Origin of the sequence: Sedimentitalea arenosa (assembly GCF_016428585.1) — a bacterium.
Taxonomy (GTDB): Bacteria; Pseudomonadota; Alphaproteobacteria; order Rhodobacterales; family Rhodobacteraceae; genus Sedimentitalea; species Sedimentitalea arenosa.
The window spans coordinates 81,250-105,024 of record NZ_JAELVR010000011.1 but is presented as its reverse complement, the minus strand read 5'-3'; the positions used below and the strand labels follow the sequence as shown (position 1 = coordinate 105,024).

General features: G+C 62.9%; 26 protein-coding genes. 17 read left to right on the top strand and 9 right to left on the bottom strand.

The features are described from left to right. Positions 1-173 precede the first annotated feature (173 nt). Together JF290_RS15960 and mdh are read right to left on the bottom strand one after the other, a co-directional pair. Complete coding sequence (locus JF290_RS15960; RefSeq protein WP_199025896.1) at positions 174-932, bottom strand: VPLPA-CTERM sorting domain-containing protein; 759 nt, start codon at positions 930-932, stop codon at positions 174-176. 235 nt (positions 933-1,167) lie between these two features. Beyond that, positions 1,168-2,130, bottom strand: a complete 963-nt coding sequence (gene mdh, locus JF290_RS15955; protein ID WP_199025895.1) for a malate dehydrogenase — start codon at positions 2,128-2,130, stop codon at positions 1,168-1,170. A 158-nt stretch (positions 2,131-2,288) separates the two neighbouring features. On the opposite strand from mdh, the gene JF290_RS15950 reads away from it, so the two are divergent. Further along, positions 2,289-3,044, top strand: a complete 756-nt coding sequence (locus JF290_RS15950) for a sulfite exporter TauE/SafE family protein (protein ID WP_199025894.1) — start codon at positions 2,289-2,291, stop codon at positions 3,042-3,044. Here JF290_RS15950 and JF290_RS15945 read toward each other — a convergent pair whose 3' ends face one another. Continuing rightward, positions 3,045-3,365, bottom strand: a complete 321-nt coding sequence (locus JF290_RS15945) for a hypothetical protein (RefSeq protein WP_199025893.1) — start codon at positions 3,363-3,365, stop codon at positions 3,045-3,047. A 311-nt stretch (positions 3,366-3,676) separates the two neighbouring features. On the opposite strand from JF290_RS15945, the gene JF290_RS15940 reads away from it, so the two are divergent. The 12 genes from JF290_RS15940 (at position 3,677) to JF290_RS15885 (ending at position 13,156) form a co-directional block, all read left to right on the top strand. Beyond that, positions 3,677-4,534, top strand: a complete 858-nt coding sequence (locus tag JF290_RS15940) for an HpcH/HpaI aldolase/citrate lyase family protein (RefSeq protein ID WP_199025892.1) — start codon at positions 3,677-3,679, stop codon at positions 4,532-4,534. 6 nt (positions 4,535-4,540) lie between these two features. After that, positions 4,541-5,104 (top strand): NnrU family protein, encoded by a 564-nt coding sequence (locus JF290_RS15935; RefSeq protein ID WP_199025891.1) that lies wholly within the window; start codon positions 4,541-4,543, stop codon positions 5,102-5,104. Further along, on the top strand, positions 5,101-5,307 hold the full coding sequence (locus JF290_RS15930; RefSeq protein ID WP_199025890.1) for a DUF1737 domain-containing protein: 207 nt from the start codon (positions 5,101-5,103) through the stop codon (positions 5,305-5,307). Before JF290_RS15935 ends, JF290_RS15930 begins: the two co-directional genes overlap by 4 nt. Beyond that, positions 5,308-6,354 (top strand): MaoC family dehydratase, encoded by a 1,047-nt coding sequence (locus tag JF290_RS15925; RefSeq protein WP_199025889.1) that lies wholly within the window; start codon positions 5,308-5,310, stop codon positions 6,352-6,354. Between the two features lie 48 nt (positions 6,355-6,402). Next, complete coding sequence (locus tag JF290_RS15920; protein ID WP_199025888.1) at positions 6,403-7,068, top strand: DUF1194 domain-containing protein; 666 nt, start codon at positions 6,403-6,405, stop codon at positions 7,066-7,068. A 201-nt stretch (positions 7,069-7,269) separates the two neighbouring features. Beyond that, positions 7,270-7,656 (top strand): succinate dehydrogenase, cytochrome b556 subunit, encoded by a 387-nt coding sequence (gene sdhC / locus JF290_RS15915; RefSeq protein ID WP_199025887.1) that lies wholly within the window; start codon positions 7,270-7,272, stop codon positions 7,654-7,656. A gap of 10 nt (positions 7,657-7,666) precedes the next feature. Then, on the top strand, positions 7,667-8,038 hold the full coding sequence (sdhD, locus tag JF290_RS15910) for a succinate dehydrogenase, hydrophobic membrane anchor protein (protein ID WP_199025886.1): 372 nt from the start codon (positions 7,667-7,669) through the stop codon (positions 8,036-8,038). 49 nt (positions 8,039-8,087) lie between these two features. Beyond that, positions 8,088-9,893, top strand: a complete 1,806-nt coding sequence (gene sdhA / locus JF290_RS15905) for a succinate dehydrogenase flavoprotein subunit (RefSeq protein ID WP_199025885.1) — start codon at positions 8,088-8,090, stop codon at positions 9,891-9,893. A 57-nt stretch (positions 9,894-9,950) separates the two neighbouring features. Continuing rightward, complete coding sequence (locus tag JF290_RS15900) at positions 9,951-11,183, top strand: glycosyltransferase family protein (protein WP_233155448.1); 1,233 nt, start codon at positions 9,951-9,953, stop codon at positions 11,181-11,183. A 184-nt stretch (positions 11,184-11,367) separates the two neighbouring features. Then, on the top strand, positions 11,368-12,147 hold the full coding sequence (locus tag JF290_RS15895; RefSeq protein WP_199025883.1) for a succinate dehydrogenase iron-sulfur subunit: 780 nt from the start codon (positions 11,368-11,370) through the stop codon (positions 12,145-12,147). A gap of 23 nt (positions 12,148-12,170) precedes the next feature. After that, entirely contained in the window at positions 12,171-12,887 is a 717-nt protein-coding gene (locus JF290_RS15890; RefSeq protein ID WP_199025882.1) for a ZIP family metal transporter, read from the top strand. A 119-nt stretch (positions 12,888-13,006) separates the two neighbouring features. Next, entirely contained in the window at positions 13,007-13,156 is a 150-nt protein-coding gene (locus JF290_RS15885) for a hypothetical protein (RefSeq protein ID WP_199025881.1), read from the top strand. A gap of 437 nt (positions 13,157-13,593) precedes the next feature. Here JF290_RS15885 and JF290_RS15880 read toward each other — a convergent pair whose 3' ends face one another. Together JF290_RS15880 and JF290_RS15875 are read right to left on the bottom strand one after the other, a co-directional pair. Further along, positions 13,594-14,052, bottom strand: coding sequence for a hypothetical protein (locus tag JF290_RS15880; protein WP_199025880.1), 459 nt, complete (start codon positions 14,050-14,052; stop codon positions 13,594-13,596). 26 nt (positions 14,053-14,078) lie between these two features. Beyond that, positions 14,079-14,303, bottom strand: coding sequence for an adenylate/guanylate cyclase domain-containing protein (locus tag JF290_RS15875; protein ID WP_199025879.1), 225 nt, complete (start codon positions 14,301-14,303; stop codon positions 14,079-14,081). A 366-nt stretch (positions 14,304-14,669) separates the two neighbouring features. Between JF290_RS15875 and JF290_RS15870 the strand changes: the two genes are divergently transcribed. Both JF290_RS15870 and JF290_RS15865 read left to right on the top strand, forming a co-directional pair. After that, positions 14,670-15,854, top strand: coding sequence for a type III PLP-dependent enzyme (locus tag JF290_RS15870; protein WP_227362053.1), 1,185 nt, complete (start codon positions 14,670-14,672; stop codon positions 15,852-15,854). 287 nt (positions 15,855-16,141) lie between these two features. Next, positions 16,142-16,990: an urea carboxylase-associated family protein gene (locus tag JF290_RS15865; protein ID WP_199025877.1), complete on the top strand. Its 849-nt coding sequence runs from the start codon at positions 16,142-16,144 to the stop codon at positions 16,988-16,990. Between the two features lie 62 nt (positions 16,991-17,052). Here JF290_RS15865 and deoD read toward each other — a convergent pair whose 3' ends face one another. The 4 genes from deoD to JF290_RS15845 all read right to left on the bottom strand — a co-directional run bounded on the left by deoD (position 17,053) and on the right by JF290_RS15845 (position 20,884). Next, positions 17,053-17,757: a purine-nucleoside phosphorylase gene (gene deoD, locus JF290_RS15860; protein ID WP_199025876.1), complete on the bottom strand. Its 705-nt coding sequence runs from the start codon at positions 17,755-17,757 to the stop codon at positions 17,053-17,055. Positions 17,758-17,775: 18 nt separating this feature from the next. Next, positions 17,776-18,096 carry an H-NS histone family protein gene (locus JF290_RS15855; protein WP_199025875.1) on the bottom strand — a complete coding sequence of 107 codons (321 nt, stop codon included), beginning with the start codon at positions 18,094-18,096 and terminating at the stop codon, positions 17,776-17,778. A 108-nt stretch (positions 18,097-18,204) separates the two neighbouring features. Continuing rightward, positions 18,205-20,172: a protein meaA gene (locus JF290_RS15850; protein ID WP_199025874.1), complete on the bottom strand. Its 1,968-nt coding sequence runs from the start codon at positions 20,170-20,172 to the stop codon at positions 18,205-18,207. 100 nt (positions 20,173-20,272) lie between these two features. Next, positions 20,273-20,884: a GNAT family N-acetyltransferase gene (locus JF290_RS15845; protein ID WP_199025873.1), complete on the bottom strand. Its 612-nt coding sequence runs from the start codon at positions 20,882-20,884 to the stop codon at positions 20,273-20,275. A 44-nt stretch (positions 20,885-20,928) separates the two neighbouring features. On the opposite strand from JF290_RS15845, the gene JF290_RS15840 reads away from it, so the two are divergent. Then, positions 20,929-22,344 (top strand): 1-acyl-sn-glycerol-3-phosphate acyltransferase, encoded by a 1,416-nt coding sequence (locus JF290_RS15840; protein ID WP_199025872.1) that lies wholly within the window; start codon positions 20,929-20,931, stop codon positions 22,342-22,344. Between the two features lie 109 nt (positions 22,345-22,453). Then, the gene (gene ccrA / locus JF290_RS15835) at positions 22,454-23,740 is read left to right on the top strand and encodes a crotonyl-CoA carboxylase/reductase (protein ID WP_199025871.1); all 1,287 of its coding nucleotides are present in this window, start codon (positions 22,454-22,456) and stop codon (positions 23,738-23,740) included. Positions 23,741-23,775: the final 35 nt, after the last annotated feature.

Genomic DNA, 23,775 nt, shown 5'->3' with positions numbered 1-23,775 from the left:
TATTGACGCAGGCTAGAATTTTCGGCGGAAAAGCGACATTTGTGATCACGGCTTTAAAATGCGTGATCACAAAGCTGTCCCGCGCCTTTTTCGGGCCGGGAAAGGCGGTGCGAATCAAAAGGGCCGCCGGATGTCCGGCGGCCCTTTCGGCGTGATTCGATATCGGGGGGCGCTCAGGCCGCCTTGCGCCGACGCTTCGCCCAGGCGATCGCGCCCAGGCCACCGAGCAGCAGAGGCAGCGAGGCCGGGACCGGAACCGGCGAGGGCCCCGGGGCCGTGCTGCTTCCAAGGCGCACATCATCGAGGCCGAATCCGTCACCCGTATCGATGTTCAGCGACAGGGCGGAGGACGCCACCGGTCCGCCGAGTTCGATCCGCACGAGGAACAGGTCGCCGTTCTGCTGTTTCAGGCCGTTGAAGATGTCGGCCGCGATATCGAAGTTCTGGCCATCGACGTCGATGTTGAACGTGACGAGACCCACATCGTCGATATCGGTCAGGAAGAAGCTGATCGAGTCGAAGTTCGATCCGGCCGACCCGGCGAGGTTGATCGCCGCGTTGTCATTGCTGTCGAGCCACTGGGCGCCGGAATCGGTCGTGTTGTAGCGCCCGAAAGACGAGGCGTTGCGAACGAGGCTCTGGTCATTGGGCTGGTTGCACGACCCGCCGCAGGTCGCGCCGGGCGTTGTCGTGAACACGCCGACGGCCGTGTTCAGCGGTGTGAACGATCCCGTGCCCGTGTTGCCCAGGACCGGGCTGAAGCTTTCGAAATCCTCGAAGGCGACCTGGAAGTCGACATCAAGGGCCGCACGGTCCGTCTTGGCCTGCGCCAGATTCGCGCTGCTGTAAGACGACCACGAAACGGATGCTGCGTTTGCCCCGGTACACAGGAGTGCTGCCGCAAAGGCGGCCGCGGTTACTTTTCCGAACATTTACTAGTCCTCTAAATAAAAACTACAGGCAGACACCGCGAGGACTGGGCAAAAACACCGACCAAGACGCAAGCGCCGCAAGATAGTTACTTCCACGCGAAAATCATACGCGCATTTTTAGTCAAATCAATCTGGATTGCGTCGCATGGACCGAAATCGTGTCGGATATGTCCGGAATTGAAACAAAAAGGGCCGGCTGTTGCGCCGGCCCATACAATGCGATGCCGGGCGCGGGTTACGCCAGCGAGGAATCGATGCCCTTGCAGGCCTCGACGAGACCCTTCACGGCCTTGACCGAGTTGTCGAACATCGCCTGCTCGTCCTTGGTCATCTTGATGTCGATGACCTTCTCGATCCCGCCGGCGCCGATCACGGTGGGAACGCCGACATACATGCCCTTGAGGCCCAGCGCGCCATCGACATAGGCGGCGCAGGGCAGGACGCGTTTCTGATCCTTGAGGTAAGCCTCGGCCATCTCGATGGCGCTGGTGGCGGGGGCGTAGAACGCGCTGCCGGTCTTCAGCAGGCCGACGATCTCGGCCCCGCCGTCGCGGGTGCGCTGGATGATGCTGTCGAGCTTTTCCTGCGTGGTCCAGCCCATGTCGACCAGGTCGGGCAGCGGGATGCCGGCGACGGTCGAATAGCGCGCCAGCGGCACCATCGTGTCGCCATGTCCGCCGAGCACGAAGGCGGTGACGTCACGCATCGACACGCCGAATTCGAGGCTGAGGAAGTGACGGAAGCGGGCGCTGTCCAGAACGCCGGCCATGCCGCAGACCTTTTCATGCGGCAGGCCCGAGAACTCGCGCAGGGCCCAGACCATCGCGTCGAGCGGGTTGGTGATGCAGATCACGAAGGCGTCGGGCGCGTGGTCGCGGATGCCTTCGCCGACCGATTTCATGACCTTGAGGTTGATGCCCAGCAGGTCGTCGCGGCTCATCCCCGGCTTGCGCGGCACGCCGGCGGTGACGATGCAGACATCCGCCCCGGCGATGTCCGCATAGGACTGGGTGCCGGACATGGCGGCATCGAAGCCTTCGGAGGGACCGGATTCCGCGATGTCGAGCGCCTTGCCTTCGGGCGTACCCTCGGCGATGTCGAAAAGGACGACGTCGCCCAGTTCCTTGAGCGCTGCGAGGTGGGCGAGCGTGCCGCCGATCTGACCTGCGCCGATCAGCGCGATCTTGGGTCTGGCCATTGGATTTAGTCTCCGATCCGATGAAAATTGCGCGTTGCGTAGTGTGTAAACCGTGTTCGTGCAAGGCTTGGCGATGCGGCGTGATCGCGCGGCGCGGCTGGCGGGGCCGGGGCGGATCGGCTAAAGCACTTTCCGGAAAGCGGGTTAGGGGCGTCGCGATGCTGGAATTGAACGCCGCGTTTTTCGCGGTGGCGGCGCCGGCCGTGATGTTCGCGGGCATATCGAAGGGCGGGTTCGGGTCGGGTGCGGCCTTTGCCTCGGCCACGATTCTGGCGCTGATCCTGGAGCCGGGTCAGGCGCTGGGCATCATGCTGCCGCTGCTGATGCTGATCGATGCCGCCTCGCTCAGGCCCTATTGGCGCAAGTGGAGCTGGCCCGACGCACGGGTGCTGATCCTCGGCGGCGTGCCGGGGGTGGCATTGGGCGCGCTGTTCTATCGCGCGGCGGATGCCGACCTGTTGCGGCTGCTGATCGGGGGAATCGCGCTGGGCTTCGTCGGCTGGCAACTGGCGCAGCGCAACGGGCTGATCCGCCCCTTCGCGCAGCGCCTGCCGGGCTGGGCCGGGATGCTGTCCGGCATCGTCACCGGCTTTACCAGTTTCGTGAGCCACGCGGGCGGGCCGCCGGCGGCTGTCTATTTGCTGTCGCAGCGACTGACCAAGACGGGGTACCAGGGCACGACGGTGCTGGTGTTCTGGGTTCTGAACATCGCCAAGTTCGTGCCTTACGCGTTTCTCGGGATGTTCACGGTGCAAACCGCTCTGGCCGATCTGGCGCTGGCGCCCTTTGCGCTGGCGGGGACCTGGATCGGGGTGCGCGCGCACCGGGTCGTGCCGGAGCCGCTGTTCTTTGCGATCACCTATGTGCTGCTGGGGCTGACCGGCAGCAAGCTGATCTGGGACGCGCTGGCCTGATCAGGCGTCGTTGCCCTTGGGCGGCAGCGCCTCGGCCAGGGTCTCGAAGGACTGCCCGGAGGCGATCAGGCAGGTGAGGCCGTTGGGCAGGGTGACCGTGATCGTCCACGAGCCGGTGTCGTCGGAGGCGAAGACCTCGACCACGCTGCCCTGGGAGCCGAGCCCGATGCTCTGGCGGGTTTCGCCGTAGCCGGTGGCGAGCCGGTCGATCACGGTGTCGCGCGGGGCGCAGTTCCGGGTCTGCGGCTCGGCCGCGACCTGTTGCGCCGCCAGCGCCATCACGCCCAGTCCGATCGTCATGTTCAACAGTGCCTTGTTCATGGGTCTTGCCCTTTCGCTGTGGCCTGCGTGCCCGGGGCAACCCCGTTCGGGGTGCGGGGCGACCTGCCCAGTGGTTGCTCGCTCGCCGGTTCGGTGGCTGTGGTCTGCTGGCCGCGTTGCCGGGCCAGCCTGCTCCGATCCGACGAGGAAACACTGCTCCATCTGGTGCTGAAAAATGGTTAACGGTCCGTTCGCAGGGCCGGTGGCGGGTGGAGAAATGGGCGGAATTGCTGCAATGCGGCGATTTCCGCTTGAACTTTCCGACCAAAAATGCCCCTTTCCGCGCAACATTATGTCCTGTGGAGAGACTCATGGTATCCAGCGCCCGCCCGTATCGGTCCGTTCTTTATATTCCGGGGTCCAAGCCCCGCGCGCTGGAGAAGGCGAAGACGCTGCCGGTGGACGCGATCATCTTCGATCTCGAGGACGCGGTGACGGGCGAGGAAAAGGCCAACGCCCGTGCGCTGCTGGCCGAGACGCTGGCGCAGGGCGGCTATGGTCCCCGGCTGCGCATCGTGCGGATCAACGGGCTGGACACCGAATGGGGCCGGGCCGATGCCGAAGCCGCGCGCGACATGGAAGCCGACGTGATCCTGCTGCCCAAGGTCGGGCGCCCGGAGGACGTGGACGCGCTGGCCGAGATCACCGGCGACCGGCCGATCTGGGCGATGATGGAAACCCCGCAGGGGATGCTGAACGCCGCCGCGATCGCGGCGCATCCGCTGATCACCGGTTTCGTGCTGGGCACCAACGATCTCGCCAAGGAGCTGAACACGCGGTTCCGCGCCGACCGCGCGCCGCTGGTCACCTCGTTGGGCCTGTGCCTGCTGGCCGCGAAGGCGCATGACGTCATCGTGATCGACGGCGTTTACAACGCGTTCAAGGATGACGAGGGCCTAAAGCGCGAATGCGACCAGGGCCGCGACATGGGCTTTGACGGCAAGTCGCTGATCCATCCGGCCCAGGTGGAGGTGACCAATACCGCCTTCGCGCCCTCGCCGGAAGAAATCGACCTGGCCCGCCGCCAGATCGCCGCCTTCGAGGAAATCGAGGCGCAGGGGCAGGGGGTCGCGGTGGTCGACGGCAAGATCGTCGAGAACCTTCACGTTGCCACGGCCCGTGAATTGCTGGCAAAAGCGGAGATGATCGAAGCATTGCAAGCGGGGTAGTCCGACATGGGCTGGGTATTACTGATTCTGGGTCTGGCGCTGTGGACGGCGGCGCATTTCTTCAAGCGGCTGATGCCGGAGCAGCGCGCGGCGATGGGCGACGCCGGCAAGGGCGTGGTCGCGGTCGGGATCGTCCTCGGGCTGGTTCTGATGATCCTGGGCTATCGCTGGACCGATTATGTCCACGTCTGGTCTCCGCCGGCCTTCCTGACCCATGTCAACAACACGCTGATGATCCTGGCCTTCTGGGTCTATGGGTCGAGCATGGCCAAGGGGGCCAAGGTCTGGCCCGCCAACAAGATCCGTCACCCGCAGCTGACCGCCGTCAAGATCTGGGCGCTGGCGCACCTGCTGGTCAATGGCGACCTGGCCGCGATCGTGCTGTTCGGCGGTCTGCTGGCCTGGGCCGTGGGCGAGGTGATCCTGATCAATCGGGCGGACCCGGACTGGACCCCGCCCGGAACCGCCGGCACGGCGACCAAGGTGCGCCTGCTGGTGATCACGGTGGTGCTGTATGGGGCGGTGGCGGCGATCCATATCTGGCTGGGCTACTGGCCCTTCCCGTCATGACGACGCTCTACCGGTTCCTCTCGGAAGAGGACACGTCGGCCTTCTGCCACAAGGTCAGCGCGGCACTTGCCAACGGGTGGAGCCTTTACGGGTCGCCAACCCAGACGTTCGACGCGGCCAGCGGCGTGATGCGCTGCGGCCAGGCCGTGATCAAGGAAGTCGCGGCCGACTACACTCCCGACATGAAACTTGGAGACCAGTGAATGACTGCGCAGACCACCCAGAAGACCAACCCGGGCCGGTTCTTCGAAGACTACGCGGTGGGCGATGTGCTGACCCACGCGGTGCCGCGCACGGTCAAGATGGGCGAACGCGCGCTTTACCACATGCTCTATCCCGCGCGTCATGCGCTGCATTCGTCGGATCAGTTTGCGCAGGGGTGCGGATTGCCGTTCAGCCCGCTGGATGATCTGGTGGCGTTTCATGTCGTCTTTGGCAAGACCGTGCCCGACGTGTCGCTGAACGCGGTGGCCAACCTGGGCTATGCCGAGGGGCGCTGGCTGGCGCCGGTCTGGCCGGGCGACACGCTGCGGTCCGTGTCCGAAGTGATCGGGGTCAAGCAGAACTCCAACGGCAAGACCGGCGTGGTCTATGTGCGCACCAAGGGTCTGAACCAGCACGACGAGACGGTGATGGACTACGTGCGCTGGGTCATGGTGCGCAAACGCGACCTGGACGCGCCCGCGCCCGCGCCGGTGGTGCCGGATCTGGCCAAGGTGGTCGACCCGGCGACGCTGGCGATCCCGAAGGGGCTGAGTTTCGCCGAATACGATTTCACGCTGGCCGGCGAGCCGCATCGCTGGGGCGACTACCAGATTGGTGAGCAGATCGACCATGTCGACGGTGTCACCGTCGAGGAAGCCGAGCACATGATGGCCACACGCCTGTGGCAAAACACTGCCAAGGTGCATTTCGACACCGGTGCGCGGCCCGACGGCACGCGGCTGATCTATGGCGGGCACGTGATCTCGATGGCGCGGGCGTTGTCGTTCAACGGTCTTGCGAACGCGCAGATGATAGTGGGTCTGAATGCCGGGGCACATGCAAACCCGTGTCTTGCGGGTGACACGATCCACGCCTGGTCGGAAGTTCTGGACAAGGCCGAAACGGACGCGCCGGGCGTCGGCGCGATCCGCTTGCGGCTGGTCGCGACCAAGGGTCATGCGCCCTTTGTGCTGCGTGGCGAGGATGGAAAGTACCGCTCTGAGGTGTTGCTGGACCTCGATTACTGGGCCCTGATGCCGCTCTGACCCGGACAACGGGATAGGCGGGGCGGGGGCTGGTTGCTAGGGTGGGCCATGCGCCTGGTCTTCGCCGCCCTGATCGTTCTGATGCTGCCGCTGCCCGGACGGGGCTGCGACCTGGCGCTGGCCCTGGCGGTCGATGTATCGGGATCGGTCGACGCCGAGGAATATCGATTGCAGATGGACGGATTGGCCGAGGCGCTGCGCGATGGCGTGATCTCGGAAGCGCTGGTGCGCGCGCGGGCCGAGGTGATGCTGGTGCAATGGACCGGCTCGTCGCGGCAGGAGGTGACGCTCCCCTGGACCCGGATCGACAGTTTCGCGGCGCTTGACCGGTTCGCCGCGGAGGTTGCGGCCGCGCCGCGCGCCTGGCGCAACTATTCCACCGCCATCGGCGAGGCGCTGCAGTTCGTGCTGCCGGCCTTCGAGCGGGTTGATCACTGTGCGCGCCGGTTGATCGACCTGTCCGGGGACGGGCTGTCCAATGAGGGTGTCGCGCCGGGTGCGGTGCATACGCAGTTGAACCGCGCCGAGGTCACCGTCAACGCCCTCGCGATCGAGGCGAGCGAGCCGGATCTGACCGCGTATTTCTTCGAGAACGTGATCACCGGCGAGGGCGCCTTTGTGGAAACTGCGGCGAGCTTTCGGGATTACCCGGCGCGAATCCGTCGCAAGCTGCTGCGCGAGGTCACGAAGCAATCGGCGGCCCTGCCGGAGTGACTCGGCCGGTTGGCCGCTGGGCGAATCGCTGGAATCGATATTGTGATCACGGCTTGCCAGCGTGTGATCACAGTTATGGTGAATCGGCCGAATTTTGTGTCCACCCGCGCCAAAAAACCGCGCCTCTCCCCCTCCCGCGCGGGTGACAGACGGAAAAAAAGGTATAAAACCAACCAAGAGTTTTTGACGGAAGGACCGACCATGGCCGGAGCCACGAAGAGCAATCGCCCGCTTTCGCCGCACCTGACGATCTATCGCCCGCAGCTGACCTCGATCACGTCGATCCTGACCCGGATCACCGGCAATGCGCTGCTGGTGGGATCGCTGCTCATCGTGTGGTGGTTCCTCGCCGCGGCGACCTCGCCGGAATATTTCGAGCTGGCGGACGCGGTGATCACGTCGCTGATCGGCGACCTGATCATGGCGGCGTCGGTCTGGGCGCTCTGGTATCACCTGCTGGCCGGAGTGCGTCACCTGATCTGGGACAACGCGGTCGGTCTCGACATCCCGACCGCCTACAAGCTCGGCTATGCCGTCATCGCCGGGTCGTTCATCCTGACCGCGGTCACCCTCTTCGCCATCCAGTAAGGAGCGATCAATGCATTATCTCACGGATCGCAAACGCGCCGAGGGCATGGGCTCGGCGAAATCCGGAACCGCCCACGCCTGGGCGATGAAGGTCAGTTCGGTCGGGCTGCTGGTTCTGGTCCCGCTGTTCGTCTTCATGGTCGGGTCGATGCTGGGCAGGCCCCATGCCGAGGTGGTCGCCTATTTCGCCCGCCCCTTCCCGGCCATCGTCGCCGCCCTGACCATCGTGGTCGGGTTCATGCACTTCAAGGACGGCGCACAGGTTCTGATCGAGGACTACGTCCATGGTTTGGCCCAGAAGGTGCTGATCATCGGCGTCATCTGCCTGTCCTACGCGGCGGCGGCCACCGGTCTGTTTGCCATCGCGCGGATCGCGCTCTAACTGCTGAGGCGCTTCGCGCTGTCACTCCGAACGAAAGACGCTGAACATCATGGCTGCTTACGAATACGAAACACATGAATATGACGTGGTTGTTGTCGGGGCCGGGGGCGCCGGTCTGCGCGCGACGCTCGGCATGGCCGAACAGGGCCTGCGCACCGCCTGCGTGACCAAGGTGTTCCCCACCCGCAGCCACACGGTGGCCGCGCAGGGCGGCATCGCGGCGTCGCTGTCGAACATGGGGCCGGACAACTGGCAGTGGCACATGTACGACACCGTGAAGGGGTCGGACTGGCTGGGCGATACCGATGCGATGGAATACCTCGCCCGCGAAGCGCCCAAGGCGGTGTATGAGCTGGAGCATTACGGCGTGCCGTTTTCGCGCACCGAGGAGGGCAAGATCTATCAGCGCCCCTTCGGCGGCCACACCACTGAATTCGGCGAAGGCCCGCCGGTGCAGCGCACCTGCGCCGCCGCCGACCGCACCGGCCATGCGATCCTGCACACGCTCTATGGACAGAGCCTGAAGCAGAAGGCCGAGTTCTATGTAGAGTATTTCGCCATCGACCTGATCATGTCCGAGGACGGGCAATGCCAGGGTGTCGTCTGCTGGAAGCTGGATGACGGCACCATGCACGTGTTCAACGCCAAGATGGTCGTGCTGGCCACCGGCGGCTATGGCCGCGCCTATTTCAGCGCGACCTCGGCGCATACCTGCACCGGCGATGGCGGCGGTATGGTGGCTCGGGCCGGTTTGCCCTTGCAGGACATGGAATTCGTGCAGTTCCATCCGACCGGCATCTACGGGTCGGGCTGCCTGATCACCGAAGGCGCGCGGGGCGAAGGCGGATACCTCACCAATTCCGAGGGCGAGCGGTTCATGGAACGCTACGCGCCCAACTACAAGGATCTGGCGCCGCGGGACTATGTCAGCCGGTCGATGACGATGGAAATCCGCGAAGGACGTGGAGTCGGGCCGGATGGCGATCACATCCACCTGAATCTGTCGCACCTGCCGCCCGAGGCGCTGCATGAACGCCTGCCGGGCATCTCGGAAAGCGCCAAGATCTTTGCCGGTGTCGACGTGACGAAAGAACCGATCCCGGTTCTGCCGACCGTGCATTACAACATGGGCGGCATTCCGACGAACTACTGGGGCGAGGTGCTGAACCCGACCGAGAAGGACCAGAACGCCGTGGTGCCGGGCCTGATGGCCGTGGGCGAGGCAGGCTGTGCCTCGGTGCACGGGGCCAACCGGCTGGGGTCGAACTCTCTGATCGACCTCGTGGTGTTCGGGCGCGCCGCGGCGATCCGCGCGGGCAAGGTGGTCGACGCCGATGCGCCCAATCCCAGGCTGAACCAGGCCTCTGTCGATGCCGCCTTTGACCGCTTCGACGGGCTGCGCTACGCCGATGGGGGAACACCGACCGCGGACTTGCGGCTGGAGATGCAGAAGACGATGCAGGCCGACGCCGCCGTGTTCCGCACCTCCAAGACGCTGGCCGAGGGCGTACAGAAGATGGATGCCATCGCCGAGCGGCTTGGCGATCTCAAGGTCACCGACCGCAGCCTGGTCTGGAACAGCGACCTTATGGAGACGCTGGAACTGACCAACCTCATGCCGAACGCGTTGGCGACCATCGCCGGGGCCGAGGCGCGGCACGAAAGCCGCGGCGCCCACGCGCACGAGGATTTCGAGAAGCGCGACGACGAGAACTGGCGCGTGCACACGATCAGCCGTGTCAACGGCAAGGACGTTTCGCTGTCCTATCGCCCCGTCGTTGTCGACCCGCTGACGACCGAATCCGAGGGCGGCATCGAACTGAAGAAGATCGCGCCCAAGGCGCGGACGTTCTGACGAGTATTGGCCATTTCCAGGCGTGCCGAATGACGCGTCGCGAGGACCTCTGAATTAATGCCGCACGCAGTGCTCTTGACGAACCAGTTCCACCAGCTTGCTGGATCGGAAATCGTGCTGGCCGAAATTGCGGAATGGCTTTTCGGAGAGGGATGGACCGTTGAATTCTATGCCGTCTTGCTGGACGAGAGCATGTGCCCCGATCGCGTCGATGGCTTCAGGGTCGCGGAGTTCCAGCCAGGCACCGTGGATTTTTCCAAGGCTGACCTGGTAATCTGTTTGCATCAAATGGTCGGTATGATCTCGGAAGATCTTCTGGACGCCGGTCTGGCTTCGGATTCATGGCCGGCGCTCCTGTGCATGCACCTGTCGGCGTTTCACCCGTTGGAAGCCCCGGGGCCTTTTGCAGAACAACGCCTCGCGGATCTGATTCTGACGAATTCACCGGAAACGACTGTGGCGATGCGTGAATTCGGTCTGGAAGATGATCGGCTTCGGGTATTTCCAAACCCTGCCCCGGAAAGTTTTGCGGCGGCAACGCCCGCGCCATCCCGGAAACTGAAGCGTTTGCTTCTGGTTTCCAATCATCCACCCGAAGAAGTGACGGAGGCGATTTCGATGCTTGCGGAAAGCGGTGTCGAGGTCAGTTTTCTAGGGTTCGAAGGGCAACAGCGGCGGCTGACGCCAGAACTTCTGGTCGAGCACGATGCCGTGCTGACCATTGGAAAGACCGTCCAATACGCCCTGCGCGCGGGGCGCGCTGTGATGTGTTACGACTGCTTCGGTGGGTGTGGCTGGTTGCATGACGCGCAAATCATGGACAAGGCCGAGTGGTACAATTTCAGCGGTCGTGACAGTCGTCAAAGGCGTTCGGCGGACGCGCTGTGCAAGGAAATCCTTGATGGCTATGAAGCGGCAAGGGATTTTGCGCTGAAAATGCAGGCTGACTTTCCGGAGCGGTTTCGTTTGGAAGCCGGGATAAGAAAGATCCTGCGCGAGCTGTCGGATATGAAGAACAGTCCCGACCGAACGCTGCGGTTCCGCAAAGCATCCAAGGATGTCGAGTTCCGAAAGCAGATACGCCTCGAACGGACGCTTACATCCATGTATCGCGACCATGCTCGGATCTCGTTTGCGGACACTCGCGACAAGACAGCGAGAAAACTTCGGAAACAGGCCCGAGTTAACAGGTGGACGTTCCGTGAACCGCCGACCTATCCGATAAAGATGTCATGGAACTTGCAACGCCGAACCGAAACCGTCGATGTAGCGAGGTCTGCAGCTCCATGAGTCAGATCGATCAATCCCGTGACATGCTTTTTTCCGTTCATGAGGCCACGCCGGTGACGGCGGGTGTGGTTCCGTCATCGGTACATCGCCGCTTTGCCTGCTCTCGCCCCAGTTTCGTCCCGTCCACGCCGCTCTCATTCTCACCTCTGGTCCCAGAGGTCGCCATCTACCAGGAGGCATTTCCATGGTTCAACTGACCCTGCCCAAGAACAGCCGCATCACGACCGGCAAGACGTGGCCCAAGCCCGAGGGCGCGACCAATATCCGCAAGTTCCAGATTTACCGCTGGAACCCGGATGATGGACAGAATCCGCGCGTCGACACGTATTTCATCGACATGGACAAGTGCGGCCCGATGGTTCTGGACGCGCTGATCAAGATCAAGAACGAGATCGACCCCACCCTGACCTTTCGCCGGTCCTGCCGCGAAGGCATCTGCGGATCCTGCGCGATGAACATCGACGGGATCAACACGCTGGCGTGCATCTACGGGCTGGACGAGATCAAGGGTGACGTGAAGATCTATCCGCTGCCGCACATGGAAGTGGTCAAGGACCTGATCCCGGACCTCACGCTTTTCTATGCCCAGCATGCGAGCATCATGCCGTGGCTTGAAACCAAGACCAATCGCCCGGCGAAGGAGTGGAAGCAGTCGATCGAAGACCGCAAGAAGCTTGACGGTCTGTATGAATGCGTCATGTGCGCGTCCTGTTCGACCGCCTGCCCGAGCTATTGGTGGAACAGCGACCGGTATCTGGGCCCGGCGGCGCTGCTGCATGCCTATCGCTGGATCATCGATTCACGCGACGAGGCGACCGGCGAACGGCTGGACGACCTGGAAGATCCGTTCAAGCTGTATCGCTGCCATACGATCATGAACTGCGCCAAGACCTGCCCCAAGGGTCTGAACCCGGCCAAGGCTATCGCCGAGATCAAGAAGATGATGGTCGAGCGCACCATATAAGCCTTGGCCAGCCGGAGCTGGGGATGAACGACGAATTCTACATCGCCATGGCGCTGGCCACGCTGGCCGGCGCTTCAATCCCCATTGGTGCCGCCCTCTCGACTTATGACCGCCTGTTGCCCGGCTGGCTGCAGGAAGAATTCCGCCATACCGTTGTCGCCTTCGGGGCCGGGGCGCTGATCTCGGCGGTCGCGCTTGTGCTGGTGCCCGAGGGTAGCCACCGGCTGGCCGCGACGCCCGCACTCATCTGGTTCGTTCTGGGCGGGGTGGTGTTCTTCGCGATCGACCGCCTTCTTGCGGCAAGGGGCGGGCATGCGGCGCAGTTCCTGGCGATGATGCTCGACTATGTTCCCGAGGCGATGGCGCTCGGAGCCTTGCTGGCCGACAACCTGTCTCTGGCGATCCTGATGGCGGCGCTGATCGCCTTGCAGAACCTGCCGGAAGGGTTCAACGCATTTCGCGAAATGGCCCAGACCTGGGGCGCGTCGCGTCGTCGGCTGTTCCTGCTGTTCCTGTTGATGGTGCCCGTCGGCCCCCTCGCGGCGTATCTGGGACAAGTTTACCTGGTCGACGATCCCAGCGTCCTGGGCGCGATGATGATGTTCGCGAGCGGTGGCATCCTCTACTTGCTGTTCGAGGATGTCGCTCCGCAGGTTCCGCTGGAACGTCACTGGTCGCCGCCGCTGGGCGCGGTTGCAGGGTTCGCCCTGGGGTTGGCCGGTCACCTGATGCTGCCCTGATCCGTTCCGATTTGTGACCTTGGGTCACAAGGGCAGTTTTTGCCCGAACAGAGGGTGCAAAGCGCGAATGAGCGTATTACCTAGTCCGTGGGGAGGGAGACAAACCCTCGGAGAAGTCCATGAAAACCCTGGTAAAACTGCCCAACGCCAAAGCCCGTGAAGCCCTTGAACTGCTTGAGCAGGCCTATGCCTACTACACGCCGGACGCGATGCACGGGGACTCTCGGCAAGAGACGCCTGAATACTACGAACATGCGCCGGCGGCTTGATCGGCATGATGCGAACGACATCAGGGCCAGCGGGATTGCACCATGTTGATCCTGCTGGTCCCTCTGGTCGTCGCCCTGATCGCGTATGTCTACTGGCGAAACCGTGACAGCACCCTGACGCGGCACTGCCGCTGGCGGGCGAACCGAGCCGCGGGACCGGGACATTTCAACTGTGTCGCCTGCGGCGGCGAGATGCGCACGTCGGATGGCGAGCCGCCCCGCGAATGCGTTGCGCGTCCGCCACAGGGATCGCCGCGGAACGACCGATGACAGGTGCCTACAGTTCTCCACATATATCCTCTTGATCGCAATCGGCTTGGTTCTGATGTGCGCGAGCACGGCACCAACGCACGCATCTCTGCTTCAAGATCCTGAATCCACTCCTCGCGATTGCCGGGATCAAGACCATGATGCTCGACGGCACGGTCTAACCGGCGTCAGTTTCTGGCCTGCTGTGCCGGGTCCGCGCGTGAGGGCTGGCCGGCTTGGCGCAGAACGGCGGCCATCTTCTCAAGATAGCTGTTCTGGACCTGCCATTTCCGATAGAAGACCAGCGCATCCTCGATCACGAAGTCGGGGCGCTTCTTCAGCAGTTCGGCGGCGGCTGTCTCGGCTTCCTCCTGCTTGCCCCAGGCGGCATAGGTACAGGCCGATACGAGGTCATTCAGCCAGAAGCCCGGAATGAAGGTCTTGCGGAACTCGGCGATGGCCTCGGGGTATTCTCCACGCACGTAGTGGTGCTTGGCCGTCGCGTAGTACGCGACGTTTGGAACCACCGAGACGTTGAATGCAAATGCCTTGTCGATCAAGGCCACGCCGCCATCCCAATCGCCGGAAAATGCCATGCGCAGAGTGATGTGTCGTGGCTCGGGCAGTGGCACGTTACGCGGGGCCATCGCGCGCTGCAAGTCGACGGGAAACGTCACCGCATCGACGATGGAGGCGAACTCGCCAACGCGCCATCGCCCATCAGTTTCACGAACCGCCCGTTGTGCTGCTTCAGAAGCGGTTCGATCAGGTCGCGGCGCAGGTCCCGCAAGGCGGCGACGGTGCCCGCCTCATCCTGTCCGACCAGCCGCGAATATCCGACGACGTCGGATACGACGATGGCTGCAAGACGCCGGGAATGGGCCGGGGTATCGGACACGTTTCAACTTTAGCATGTTTTGCGATGAATCCTGCAGGTTTTCCGTTTCGGGCGTATCGCACGCAGGGCGAACGGTCTTGTCGCCGCGGTGCTTTCGGTGGATGGGTCCACGAAAAACCGGCAATCGGTCCGCGACTCTGTGGCGCAAGCGCAACGTGCCCTGTCGCAAAGCCCGTGTGCCAAAATAATTAGACAGCTTCGCATTTTTCCTCTTGATCGGAATCGGGTTTGATCCGATATGCGCGGATAAGACGCCAACGCACGCGCCTCTGTCCCAAGGGTGAAACCCCCATGGTTACGTAGCGACGGTAACGTCTCTGAATGGAACTGAGCGGTCATATATGGCCGGGTCTATTGGAGATGACCATGAACGCTATCGTAACCGACTTGTCGGCTGTCACCACTGTTGCGCCTGCTGCATCGCCCGCCTCCCGCATCGAAGCCTTTCTGCGCACCACACGGTTTGATCGTCCGACGCTGGTTCTGGATATCGATGCCGTCGCGCGCCAGTATCGCGCTCTGAAAGCGGGTCTCGGCCGTGCGCATATCCACTACGCCGTCAAGGCGAACCCGCAGCGCGAGATCATCGAGGAACTGGTCAACCTCGGTTCGGGCTTCGATGCAGCCAGCCGGGCCGAGATCGAACTGTGCCTGTCGCAGGGGGCCGAGCCGGCGCGCATTTCCTTCGGCAACACCGTGAAGCGGGCCTCCGACATTGCCTTCGCGCATCATGCCGGCGTGACCCTGTTCGCCGCCGATGCCGAGGAAGAGCTGGAAAAGATCGCCGAGCACGCCCCCGGCGCGCGGGTCTATATTCGCCTGATCGTCGATGCCTCCGAGGCCGACTGGCCGCTCAGCCGCAAGTTCGGTTGCGCCCGGGACAAGGCGATCGCACTGCTCGACCTCTCCGTTGCACTGGGGCTGTCGCCGGTCGGTTTCTCCTTCCATGTCGGCAGCCAGACCCGGCGCGCCGAGATGTGGACCACGACGCTCGATCAGGTGGCGGAAATCTGGCATGCCGCCCGCGCCGCCGGCCACGACCTCACCCTGTTGAACATCGGCGGTGGATTTCCGGCCTTTTACGGTGAAGAGATCGAAGCGCCGACGCCCTACGCCGCCAAGGTGATGGAGCTCATCTCCGCCCGTTTCGGCGACGTGTCCCAGATCATGGCCGAGCCGGGCCGGGGGCTGGTCGCGGAGGCCGGCATGATCGCGGCAGAAGTGCTGCTGGTGAGCCGAAAGTCCGACAACGACATGTATCGCTGGGTCTACCTGGACATCGGCAAGTTCTCGGGCCTGGCCGAAACCATGGACGAGGCGATCCGCTACCAGTTCGTGACCGACCGGGACCACGAAGAGACTGGAGCCTGCATCCTTGCCGGACCCTCTTGTGACAGTGCCGATGTTCTGTACGAGAAGCGTCCGGTCGCGCTGCCGCTGGGTCTGCGTGCCGGAGACCGGTTCCTGATCCGCAACTGCGGTGCATATACCTCGACCTATGCCTCGGTCGGGTTCAACGGTTTCCCGCCGCTGGATATCGTCGTTCTCTGACAGTTCGGTGCCCGGAATGTCGTAACGGGCATACTCTGAACAGGAGTTGGGGGCGCTGCCCCCGACTACCTTTGGTAGTCTCCCCCGGAGTATTTCCATCGAGGTGAAACGCCTTTCCGGTCCTTTTTTCATCTTCGTTCAAATACTCCGGGGTCTGGGGCAGAGCCCCAGCATCGCCACGATGACCTGACACGCACTGGCTGCAGCGTTTGGGAAGGCCGCCACAGACCGGGTCTTTCAACCGTGCCTTTCCTGACGCAGTCTTGCGCAGAAAAGGAGTGCTTTGCATGACCCGAAATCCCCCTGCCGATGCCGATCTGCGCCGCGCGATCGATCCTGTCATCTGCTATCCGACCGAGACTTTGCCCGCGCCGGATCTTGATCTCTACCGGGCTGCGCGCGAGGGGGCGCACGAGACCGCCTCTGTGACGGTTCCTCCGCGTGAGGCACGCTGCTTTTCCGTTCCGGCGGGCTCGTTCTTCCGGATTACCTCCGTCGAGGGGCCGCAGGTCGGCGACCTCAATCTCTGGAACGCGACCGACCTGTCCGAGCGGTTCTATTCCGGCAAGACGCGCGCTCTGCACGGCACGCATCTGACCACCGGGCGTCGTATGTGGAGCAGCTTTCCCCATCTTCGACCGATGGCGACGATCATCGAAGACAGCCTGGACTGGTACGGCCGGGATGCGTTCGGAGGCAGCGTTCATGACGTCATCGGAACCCGCTGCGACCCCTATACCGGCAATCTGTTGTCCGGCAGCCAGTATCATCACTGCTGCCACTCAAACCTGACCCGGGCGCTGGCGGGTCATCTGGGCGCTTCGATACGCGAGGCCGAGCCGCATGTGCATGACGTGCTGAACGTTTTCATGTGCACCGGCTTCACACGAGACACCGGGCAGTATTTCATGAAAGCCAGCCCGGTCCGACCCGGCGATTTTCTCGAGTTTTTCGCCGAGATCGACTTGCTGGGAGCCCTCAGTGCGTGCCCCGGGGGCGATTGCAGCGCGGAGCATTCCAGTGATACGGCGGTCTGCTATCCGCTCTTGGTCGATGTGTTCACGCCACGGATCGGAGCGCTCGCCGGATGGCGCAGCCCTGACCGCAACGGCTATGACGGAAGCCACGGGCTTTAGGGCTCCGCGTCACAAATCCAGAAGATCATTCCGATCGCGCCCTGTCCGCACGTTCCGCCGGATCATGCGAAGGCGGCATGCAGCGCGATATCGACCATGTCGGCGAAGCTGGTCTCACGGTCGGCTGCCGGGAGGGCCTCGCCGGTCCCCAGATGGTCTGACACGGTCAGAACCGCGAGCGCACGCCTTCCGTAGCGCGCCGCCAGCGTATAGAGTTCGGCCGCTTCCATCTCGACGCCAAGAATTCCGTGCCGCACCATCTGTTCGTTGAGATCGGGGCGTTCGTCGTAAAAGACGTCCGAGGAATAGATGCCGCCCACATGGGTCGCAGTGCCCTTGTCTTCCGCGGCTTTTGCCGCCGCGCGCAGAAGCGACCAGTCGGCGCAAGGCGCAAAGGACAGCTCGCGGAAAATGCCGCGGGACGGTGTGCTGAGCGTGCTGGCGGTCATGGCAAGGATCACGTCGCGCAAGCCGACGTGATCCTGCATGCCGCCGCATGACCCGATGCGGATCAGCGTCTTTGCATCATAGTCCCGGATCAGTTCGTTCACATAGATCGACAGCGACGGCATCCCCATGCCGCTGCCCTGAATCGTCACGCGATGCCCGTTCCAGAAACCGGTGAAGCCCAGCATTCCCCGGACCTCGTTGATCAGCCGAACCTCGCTGAGAAAGGTTTCGGCCGCCCATTTCGCGCGATAGGGATCGCCGGGCAAGAGAACGGTTTCGGCAATTTCGCCGGGTTTCGCGCCAATGTGAATTGTCATGAAAGATTGCCGATCCGGTCAGATTTCAAGATCGGATACGTCGATACCCCGGGCGAGGGCATCGTGGACCCATTGCGGTTTGCGGCCACGGCCGGTCCAGGTTTGTTCCGGATTGTCCGGGTTTCGGTATTTGGGGGGATTTTTGGTTTTGACTTTGTCGAGTCGGCGGACATCCCCGGACAGTTCGTCGAGGGCAAAGCCGTATTCCGCAGCCGCTTTCTTGGCCGCCTTAAGGGCTTCACGGCGTTCGCGCTTTTCAGCGTCATTCAGCGCCTTTACCACGTCGTCTTTCAGTTTCTTCAATTCGCTGCGCGACATGGTCTTAAGGTCTATCGCCATCGTTTTCTCCAAATAGGTCAACTTGACGCACAATAGCGTCAACATTGGCACAATAGCGTGCAATGTAAAGCGCTTCAGCGTCAATTTTCAAAATCGGCAAAAAAACCCTTACTGGGCTGCGATTTGCCCAGGATCCACAAGCGACACGATATCCATCATGATCGTGTTCAACTCGAAATCCTTCGGCGTGTATATTTTTGATACGCCGAGGTTTTGCAACCTTTGGGAGTCTTCTTCCGGTATGATTCCGCCTACGATGACGGGAATGTGCGCCATTCCTGCCGTTTTCATACGCTCCATCACCTCTTCGACAAGCGGAACGTGGCTGCCGGACAGGATCGAAAGGCCGACCACATGGGCGTTTTCGGCCTGTGCGGCAGCGACGATTTCCTCGGGTGTGAGCCGGATTCCCTGATAGGTGATGTCCATGCCGCAATCGCGGGCGCGGAAGGCGATCTGCTCTGCGCCGTTGGAATGCCCGTCAAGCCCGGGTTTGCCGACGAGGAACTTGACCCGCCGACCCAGTCGGTCGCTGGCGGCGTTCACGGCATCGCGGATGTGGTCCAGGCCTTCGGTCTTGTTGGACACCGAGGCCGAAACGCCAGTCGGGCCGCGGTAGGTGCCGAAGACGCGGCGCATTTCCTCGGCCCATTCGCCGGTGGTGACTCCGGCCTTTGCGGCGCGGATCGACGGTTCCATGACATTGCTGCCGCTGCGGGCGGCCTCGCGCAGCGCGGCGAGGGCGTTTGCCACCGCCTCGGCGTCGCGACTGTCGCGCCATTCCTTGAGGCGTGCAATCTGGTCCTGCTCGACCGCGGGGTCGACGACCAGGATGCCCCCATCCGCACTCATCAGCGGCGAAGGTTCGGTGGTGGTGAACTTGTTGACGCCCACGACGGTTGTCTCGCCCGATTCGATACGGTTGAGACGGTCGGCGTTGGATTCCACGAGGCGGGATTTCATGTACTCGATCGAGGACACCGCGCCGCCCATGCTGTCGAGATTGGCGAGTTCCGCGCGGGCGCCGGTTTTCAGCTCCTCGACCTTGCGATCGACCGCCGGGTTGCCGTCGAACAGGTCGTCGTATTCCAGCAGGTCGGTTTCATAGGCGACGATCTGCTGCATCCGCATCGACCATTGCTGATCCCAGGGACGGGGCAGGCCGAGCGCCTCGTTCCAGGCCGGAAGCTGCACCGCGCGGGCGCGGGCCTTCTTGGACAGGGTCACGGCCAGCATCTCGATCAGGATGCGATAAACATTGTTTTCGGGCTGCTGCTCGGTCAGGCCCAGCGAGTTCACCTGCACGCCATACCGGAAGCGCCGCATCTTGGGGTCGGTCACGCCATAGCGCTGTTCGCAAATCTCGTCCCAAAGGTCGACGAAGGCGCGCATCTTGCACATCTCGGTGACGAAACGGATGCCTGCGTTGACGAAGAACGAGATCCGGCCGACGAGCGTCGGAAAATCCTTTTCGGGAACGCGCGGGCGCAATTCGTCAAGGACCGCGATGGCGGTCGCCAGTGCGAAAGCGAGCTCCTGCTCGGGCGTCGCGCCTGCTTCCTGCAGATGATAGGAACACACGTTCATAGGGTTCCATTTCGGCACGTTGGAGTAGCAATATTCGGCCACGTCGGCGATCATCTTCAGCGACGGTTCGGGCGGCAGGACATAGGTGCCGCGCGACAGGTATTCCTTGATGATGTCGTTCTGGACCGTGCCCTGCAGCTTGCTGACATCCGCACCCTGTTCCTCGGCCACGGCGATGTAGAGCGCCAGCAACCACGGCGCAGTGGCGTTGATCGTCATCGATGTATTCATCTGGTCCAGCGGGATCTGGTCGAACAGCGTGCGCATGTCGCCCAGATGCGAGATCGGCACGCCGACCTTGCCGACTTCGCCGCGCGCCAGCGTATGATCGCTGTCATAGCCGGTTTGGGTCGGCAGGTCGAAGGCGACGGAAAGCCCGGTCTGGCCCTTTTCGAGGTTGCCGCGATAGAGTGCGTTCGAGGCCTTTGCGGTGGAATGTCCGGCATAGGTCCGGATCAGCCAGGGGCGGTCTTTCTGCGTCTGTGACATGGCGGCCTCGCAAGTGAAGTGAGCAATTATCTTTCGTCCCAAGTGTCTAAACAGAAATTTTCGACATATGTCAATTCGCTGCGATGCGGCATCCGCCGAGTCATTCCATGATGTGCATCCGCATCTGCGTGCTGCTCCGGAATCCGAACAAATGGCGCAGCGGGCCGATGTCGGTCGTCTGCGTGGCGGTGAACCCGAACCGTTCATAGAGTGCCCGCGCGCGCGGGTTGGTATCGATCACGTCGAGACTGATTTCCCCCATGCCAAGATCGCGGGCATGTTCCCGGATCGCTCCGAGTAGCGCCGTCCCGACACCGAGACCGCGCGCCTGCGGTGCGACGAAGATACCGTCCATCTGGAACACGCCGGGCCTTGTATCGCGCTCGAGGAGGGCCAAGAGGGGCGCACGCCACAGCGCGCCGATCCAGCCGTAGGTCTCGGCCAGATCGGACATGGTGCCGCCCACCAGAGCGCCCTTGTCGGTCTTGAAACCGGCCAGACCCAGCAATTGCCCATCCTCTGATCGTGCGGCGAGGCAGAACGCGGGGTCTATCGTGCGCGCAAGAAACGCCAGCGCCTTCGCTTGCGGTCTCATGAGCGGCGCCAGCTTGGCCTGAAACGCCTGCCAGAACAGTGTCGCGGCGAAGTCTCGTTCCGAATCGTGAAAACCCGGTGAGATTTCGATCTTGGGAGAGGCGTGTGATCCGGTCATCAATGACATATTTACCTTGCAGGCACGTCCTGCAAGGATCGGTCATGTCTTCGATCGTCGAAATCCCACTCTGGCTTCTGGTTCTGATCATCGGGTTCGCCGTGATCGCAGCCTTCGACCGTGTCATGGTGCCGTCGGTCCGCTGGTTTTTCCGGCGTCGTCTGGAGCGGGCGGTTGCGCGGCTGAACGAAAAGCTGGAGCGTCCGATCCAGCCGTTCAAGCTTGCCCGCCGTCACGACATGATCCAGCGCCTGATCTATGATCCGCAGGTCAGCCAGGCGGTGGCCGATCACGCAGCAGCCGAAGGTATCCCCGAAAGCGTCGCCTTCGAGGAGGCCCGCAGGTACGCGCGCGAGATCGTGCCGTCCTTCTCCGCTTCGGCCTATTTCGGCTTTGCGATCCGGGCGGCGCGTTTTCTGTCCAACGCGCTGTATCGGGTGCGGTTGGGATACCAGGACGAGGATGGGCTGAAGGCGATCGACACCAACGCGACGGTGATTTTCGTGATGAACCACCGCAGCAACATGGATTATGTGCTGGTCACCTATCTTGCCGCCGAGCGGTCCGCCCTGTCCTATGCCGTCGGCGAATGGGCGCGGGTCTGGCCTCTGAGCGGTCTGATCCGGGCGATGGGCGCCTATTTCATCCGGCGCAAGTCCCGCAACGAACTCTATCGCAAGGTGCTGGCGCGCTATGTGAGGCTGGCGACGGATGCCGGTGTGACCCAGGCGATCTTTCCCGAAGGCGGGCTGAGCCAGTCCGGCGCGCTGATGCGGCCCAAGCTGGGATTGCTGAAATACATCGTCGACGATTTCGACCCCGGCGGGCGTGACGTGGTGTTCGTGCCGGTGGCGCTGAACTACGACAGGGTGCTGGAGGATCGCATCCTCGTGGCCGCGGCGCACGATCCCAACGGACGCTTCAATGCCCGCATCGGAGTGATCGCCGGCAACGCGGTGAAACAGGTCTGGCTGCGGGTCACGGGACGGTATCACCGTTTCGGATATGCGGCCGTCAGCTTTGGGACGCCGCTGTCCCTGAAAGAGGTCGTCGGCGGGGCGGGTGCCTCGGATCCGACCGTTCCGCTGGCGCGGCGCCTGAGTCGCGAGATCGGGGCCATCGTGCCGATTCTGCCGGTCCCGCTTGTCGCGTGGCTGATCCTGAAGAACGGGCCGATGACTCGTGCGGACGTCGAAACCGGGTTCAGCGCGACGATGCGCGCGCACCCGGACTCCCACGTCTATCTGCCGCGCCACAATCGCGACTACGCCGCCGAGACCGGGCTGCGGCACCTGATCGAGCGGCGGGTTCTGGTCCTGCGCGGTGATCGCTACGAAGTGGTGCCGGAAGAGACCGAGCTTCTGAGGTTCTACGCCAATTCGATCCGGCACATACTGGGGCCGTACGGCGCGGATCATGCTGCGGACGCAGCGCAACTTTCTGCGCCTGCTGGGTCATAAAGTTTCAAAACGGTCTCATTTGATGTTGCATTGTTGCGCGCCTCTTCATATCCCGGTGTCAGATACGCGATTCTGCATTGCGGCGAACATAGGATAAAAGGAGGCCACAATGGCTTTGGATACCCACAGCGACATCGCTCCGTATGAAGCTCCCGAAAAGGATCTCTACGAAATGGGAGAAATCCCGCCGCTGGGTTATGTCCCCAAGAAGATGTACGCATGGGCGATCCGGCGTGAACGCCACGGCGAACCCGACAGCGCGATGGTGCAGGAGGTCGTCGACGTGCCCGAGCTGGACAGCCACGAAGTGCTCGTCCTCGTCATGGCGGCCGGTGTGAACTACAACGGCGTCTGGGCGTCGTTGGGCAAGCCGATCAGCCCGTTTGACGGTCACAAGCAGCCCTACCACATCGCTGGCTCGGACGCGTCGGGAATCGTCTGGGCCGTGGGCGACAAGGTCAAGCGCTGGAAGGTCGGCGACGAGGTCGTCATCCACTGCAACCAGGACGACGGCGACGACGAGGAATGCAACGGCGGCGACCCGATGTATTCGCCCAGCCAGCGTATCTGGGGTTATGAGACGCCCGACGGCTCCTTCGCACAGTTCACCAATGTGCAGGCGCAGCAGCTGATGGCGCGGCCCAAGCATCTCACCTGGGAGGAATCGGCCTGCTATACCCTGACGCTCGCCACCGCCTATCGGATGCTCTTCGGGCACGAACCGCATGACCTGAAGCCGGGCCAGAACGTGCTGGTCTGGGGCGCGTCGGGCGGGCTGGGCTCCTATGCGATCCAGCTGATCAATACCGCCGGTGCCAATGCGATCGGCGTGATCTCGGATGAATCCAAGCGTGATTTCGTGATGGATCTGGGCGCCAAGGGCGTGATCAACCGCAAGGACTTCAACTGCTGGGGCCAATTGCCGACCGTCAATACGCCGGAATACGCCGAATGGTTCAAGGAAGCGCGCAAGTTCGGCAAGGCGATCTGGGACATCACCGGCAAGGGCGTCAATGTCGACATGGTGTTCGAGCACCCGGGCGAGAGCACCTTCCCGGTCTCGACCTTCGTGGTGAAGAAGGGCGGCATGGTCGTGATCTGTGCCGGGACAACCGGCTTCAACCTGACCTTTGACGTGCGCTACATGTGGATGCATCAGAAGCGCCTGCAGGGCAGCCACTTCGCACATCTCAAGCAGGCCTCGGCGGCGAACAAGCTGATGCTCGAAAGGCGGCTCGATCCCTGCATGTCCGAAGTGTTCTCTTGGGCGGACCTGCCGCAGGCGCACATGAAGATGCTGCGCAACGAGCACAAGCCCGGCAACATGTCGGTGCTGGTCCAGTCCCCCACCACCGGGCTGCGCACCTTGGAGGAAGTTCTGGAGGCCCGCCGTTAACCGGCGACTCGCTGTCTCGACCTGAACTCTGGCAC

Excerpts from the sequence above, each read along its gene's own strand:
- JF290_RS15900 (WP_233155448.1), top strand. The coding sequence starts at position 9,951 with ATGCCGCACGCAGTGCTCTTGACGAACCAGTTCCACCAGCTTGCTGGA.
- sdhA (WP_199025885.1), top strand. The coding sequence starts at position 8,088 with ATGGCTGCTTACGAATACGAAACACATGAATATGACGTGGTTGTTGTC.
- JF290_RS15895 (WP_199025883.1), top strand. The coding sequence starts at position 11,368 with ATGGTTCAACTGACCCTGCCCAAGAACAGCCGCATCACGACCGGCAAG.
- mdh (WP_199025895.1), bottom strand. The coding sequence starts at position 2,130 with ATGGCCAGACCCAAGATCGCGCTGATCGGCGCAGGTCAGATCGGCGGC.
- JF290_RS15845 (WP_199025873.1), bottom strand. The coding sequence starts at position 20,884 with ATGACCGGATCACACGCCTCTCCCAAGATCGAAATCTCACCGGGTTTT.
- JF290_RS15945 (WP_199025893.1), bottom strand. The coding sequence starts at position 3,365 with ATGAACAAGGCACTGTTGAACATGACGATCGGACTGGGCGTGATGGCG.
- JF290_RS15850 (WP_199025874.1), bottom strand. The coding sequence starts at position 20,172 with ATGTCACAGACGCAGAAAGACCGCCCCTGGCTGATCCGGACCTATGCC.
- JF290_RS15855 (WP_199025875.1), bottom strand. The coding sequence starts at position 18,096 with ATGGCGATAGACCTTAAGACCATGTCGCGCAGCGAATTGAAGAAACTG.
- JF290_RS15935 (WP_199025891.1), top strand. The coding sequence starts at position 4,541 with ATGGGCTGGGTATTACTGATTCTGGGTCTGGCGCTGTGGACGGCGGCG.
- JF290_RS15950 (WP_199025894.1), top strand. The coding sequence starts at position 2,289 with ATGCTGGAATTGAACGCCGCGTTTTTCGCGGTGGCGGCGCCGGCCGTG.
- JF290_RS15930 (WP_199025890.1), top strand. The coding sequence starts at position 5,101 with ATGACGACGCTCTACCGGTTCCTCTCGGAAGAGGACACGTCGGCCTTC.
- ccrA (WP_199025871.1), top strand. The coding sequence starts at position 22,454 with ATGGCTTTGGATACCCACAGCGACATCGCTCCGTATGAAGCTCCCGAA.
- JF290_RS15925 (WP_199025889.1), top strand. The coding sequence starts at position 5,308 with ATGACTGCGCAGACCACCCAGAAGACCAACCCGGGCCGGTTCTTCGAA.
- sdhC (WP_199025887.1), top strand. The coding sequence starts at position 7,270 with ATGGCCGGAGCCACGAAGAGCAATCGCCCGCTTTCGCCGCACCTGACG.
- JF290_RS15880 (WP_199025880.1), bottom strand. The coding sequence starts at position 14,052 with ATGGCCCCGCGTAACGTGCCACTGCCCGAGCCACGACACATCACTCTG.
- JF290_RS15920 (WP_199025888.1), top strand. The coding sequence starts at position 6,403 with ATGCGCCTGGTCTTCGCCGCCCTGATCGTTCTGATGCTGCCGCTGCCC.
- JF290_RS15865 (WP_199025877.1), top strand. The coding sequence starts at position 16,142 with ATGACCCGAAATCCCCCTGCCGATGCCGATCTGCGCCGCGCGATCGAT.
- deoD (WP_199025876.1), bottom strand. The coding sequence starts at position 17,757 with ATGACAATTCACATTGGCGCGAAACCCGGCGAAATTGCCGAAACCGTT.
- JF290_RS15885 (WP_199025881.1), top strand. The coding sequence starts at position 13,007 with ATGAAAACCCTGGTAAAACTGCCCAACGCCAAAGCCCGTGAAGCCCTT.
- sdhD (WP_199025886.1), top strand. The coding sequence starts at position 7,667 with ATGCATTATCTCACGGATCGCAAACGCGCCGAGGGCATGGGCTCGGCG.
- JF290_RS15960 (WP_199025896.1), bottom strand. The coding sequence starts at position 932 with ATGTTCGGAAAAGTAACCGCGGCCGCCTTTGCGGCAGCACTCCTGTGT.
- JF290_RS15840 (WP_199025872.1), top strand. The coding sequence starts at position 20,929 with ATGTCTTCGATCGTCGAAATCCCACTCTGGCTTCTGGTTCTGATCATC.
- JF290_RS15890 (WP_199025882.1), top strand. The coding sequence starts at position 12,171 with ATGAACGACGAATTCTACATCGCCATGGCGCTGGCCACGCTGGCCGGC.
- JF290_RS15870 (WP_227362053.1), top strand. The coding sequence starts at position 14,670 with ATGAACGCTATCGTAACCGACTTGTCGGCTGTCACCACTGTTGCGCCT.
- JF290_RS15940 (WP_199025892.1), top strand. The coding sequence starts at position 3,677 with ATGGTATCCAGCGCCCGCCCGTATCGGTCCGTTCTTTATATTCCGGGG.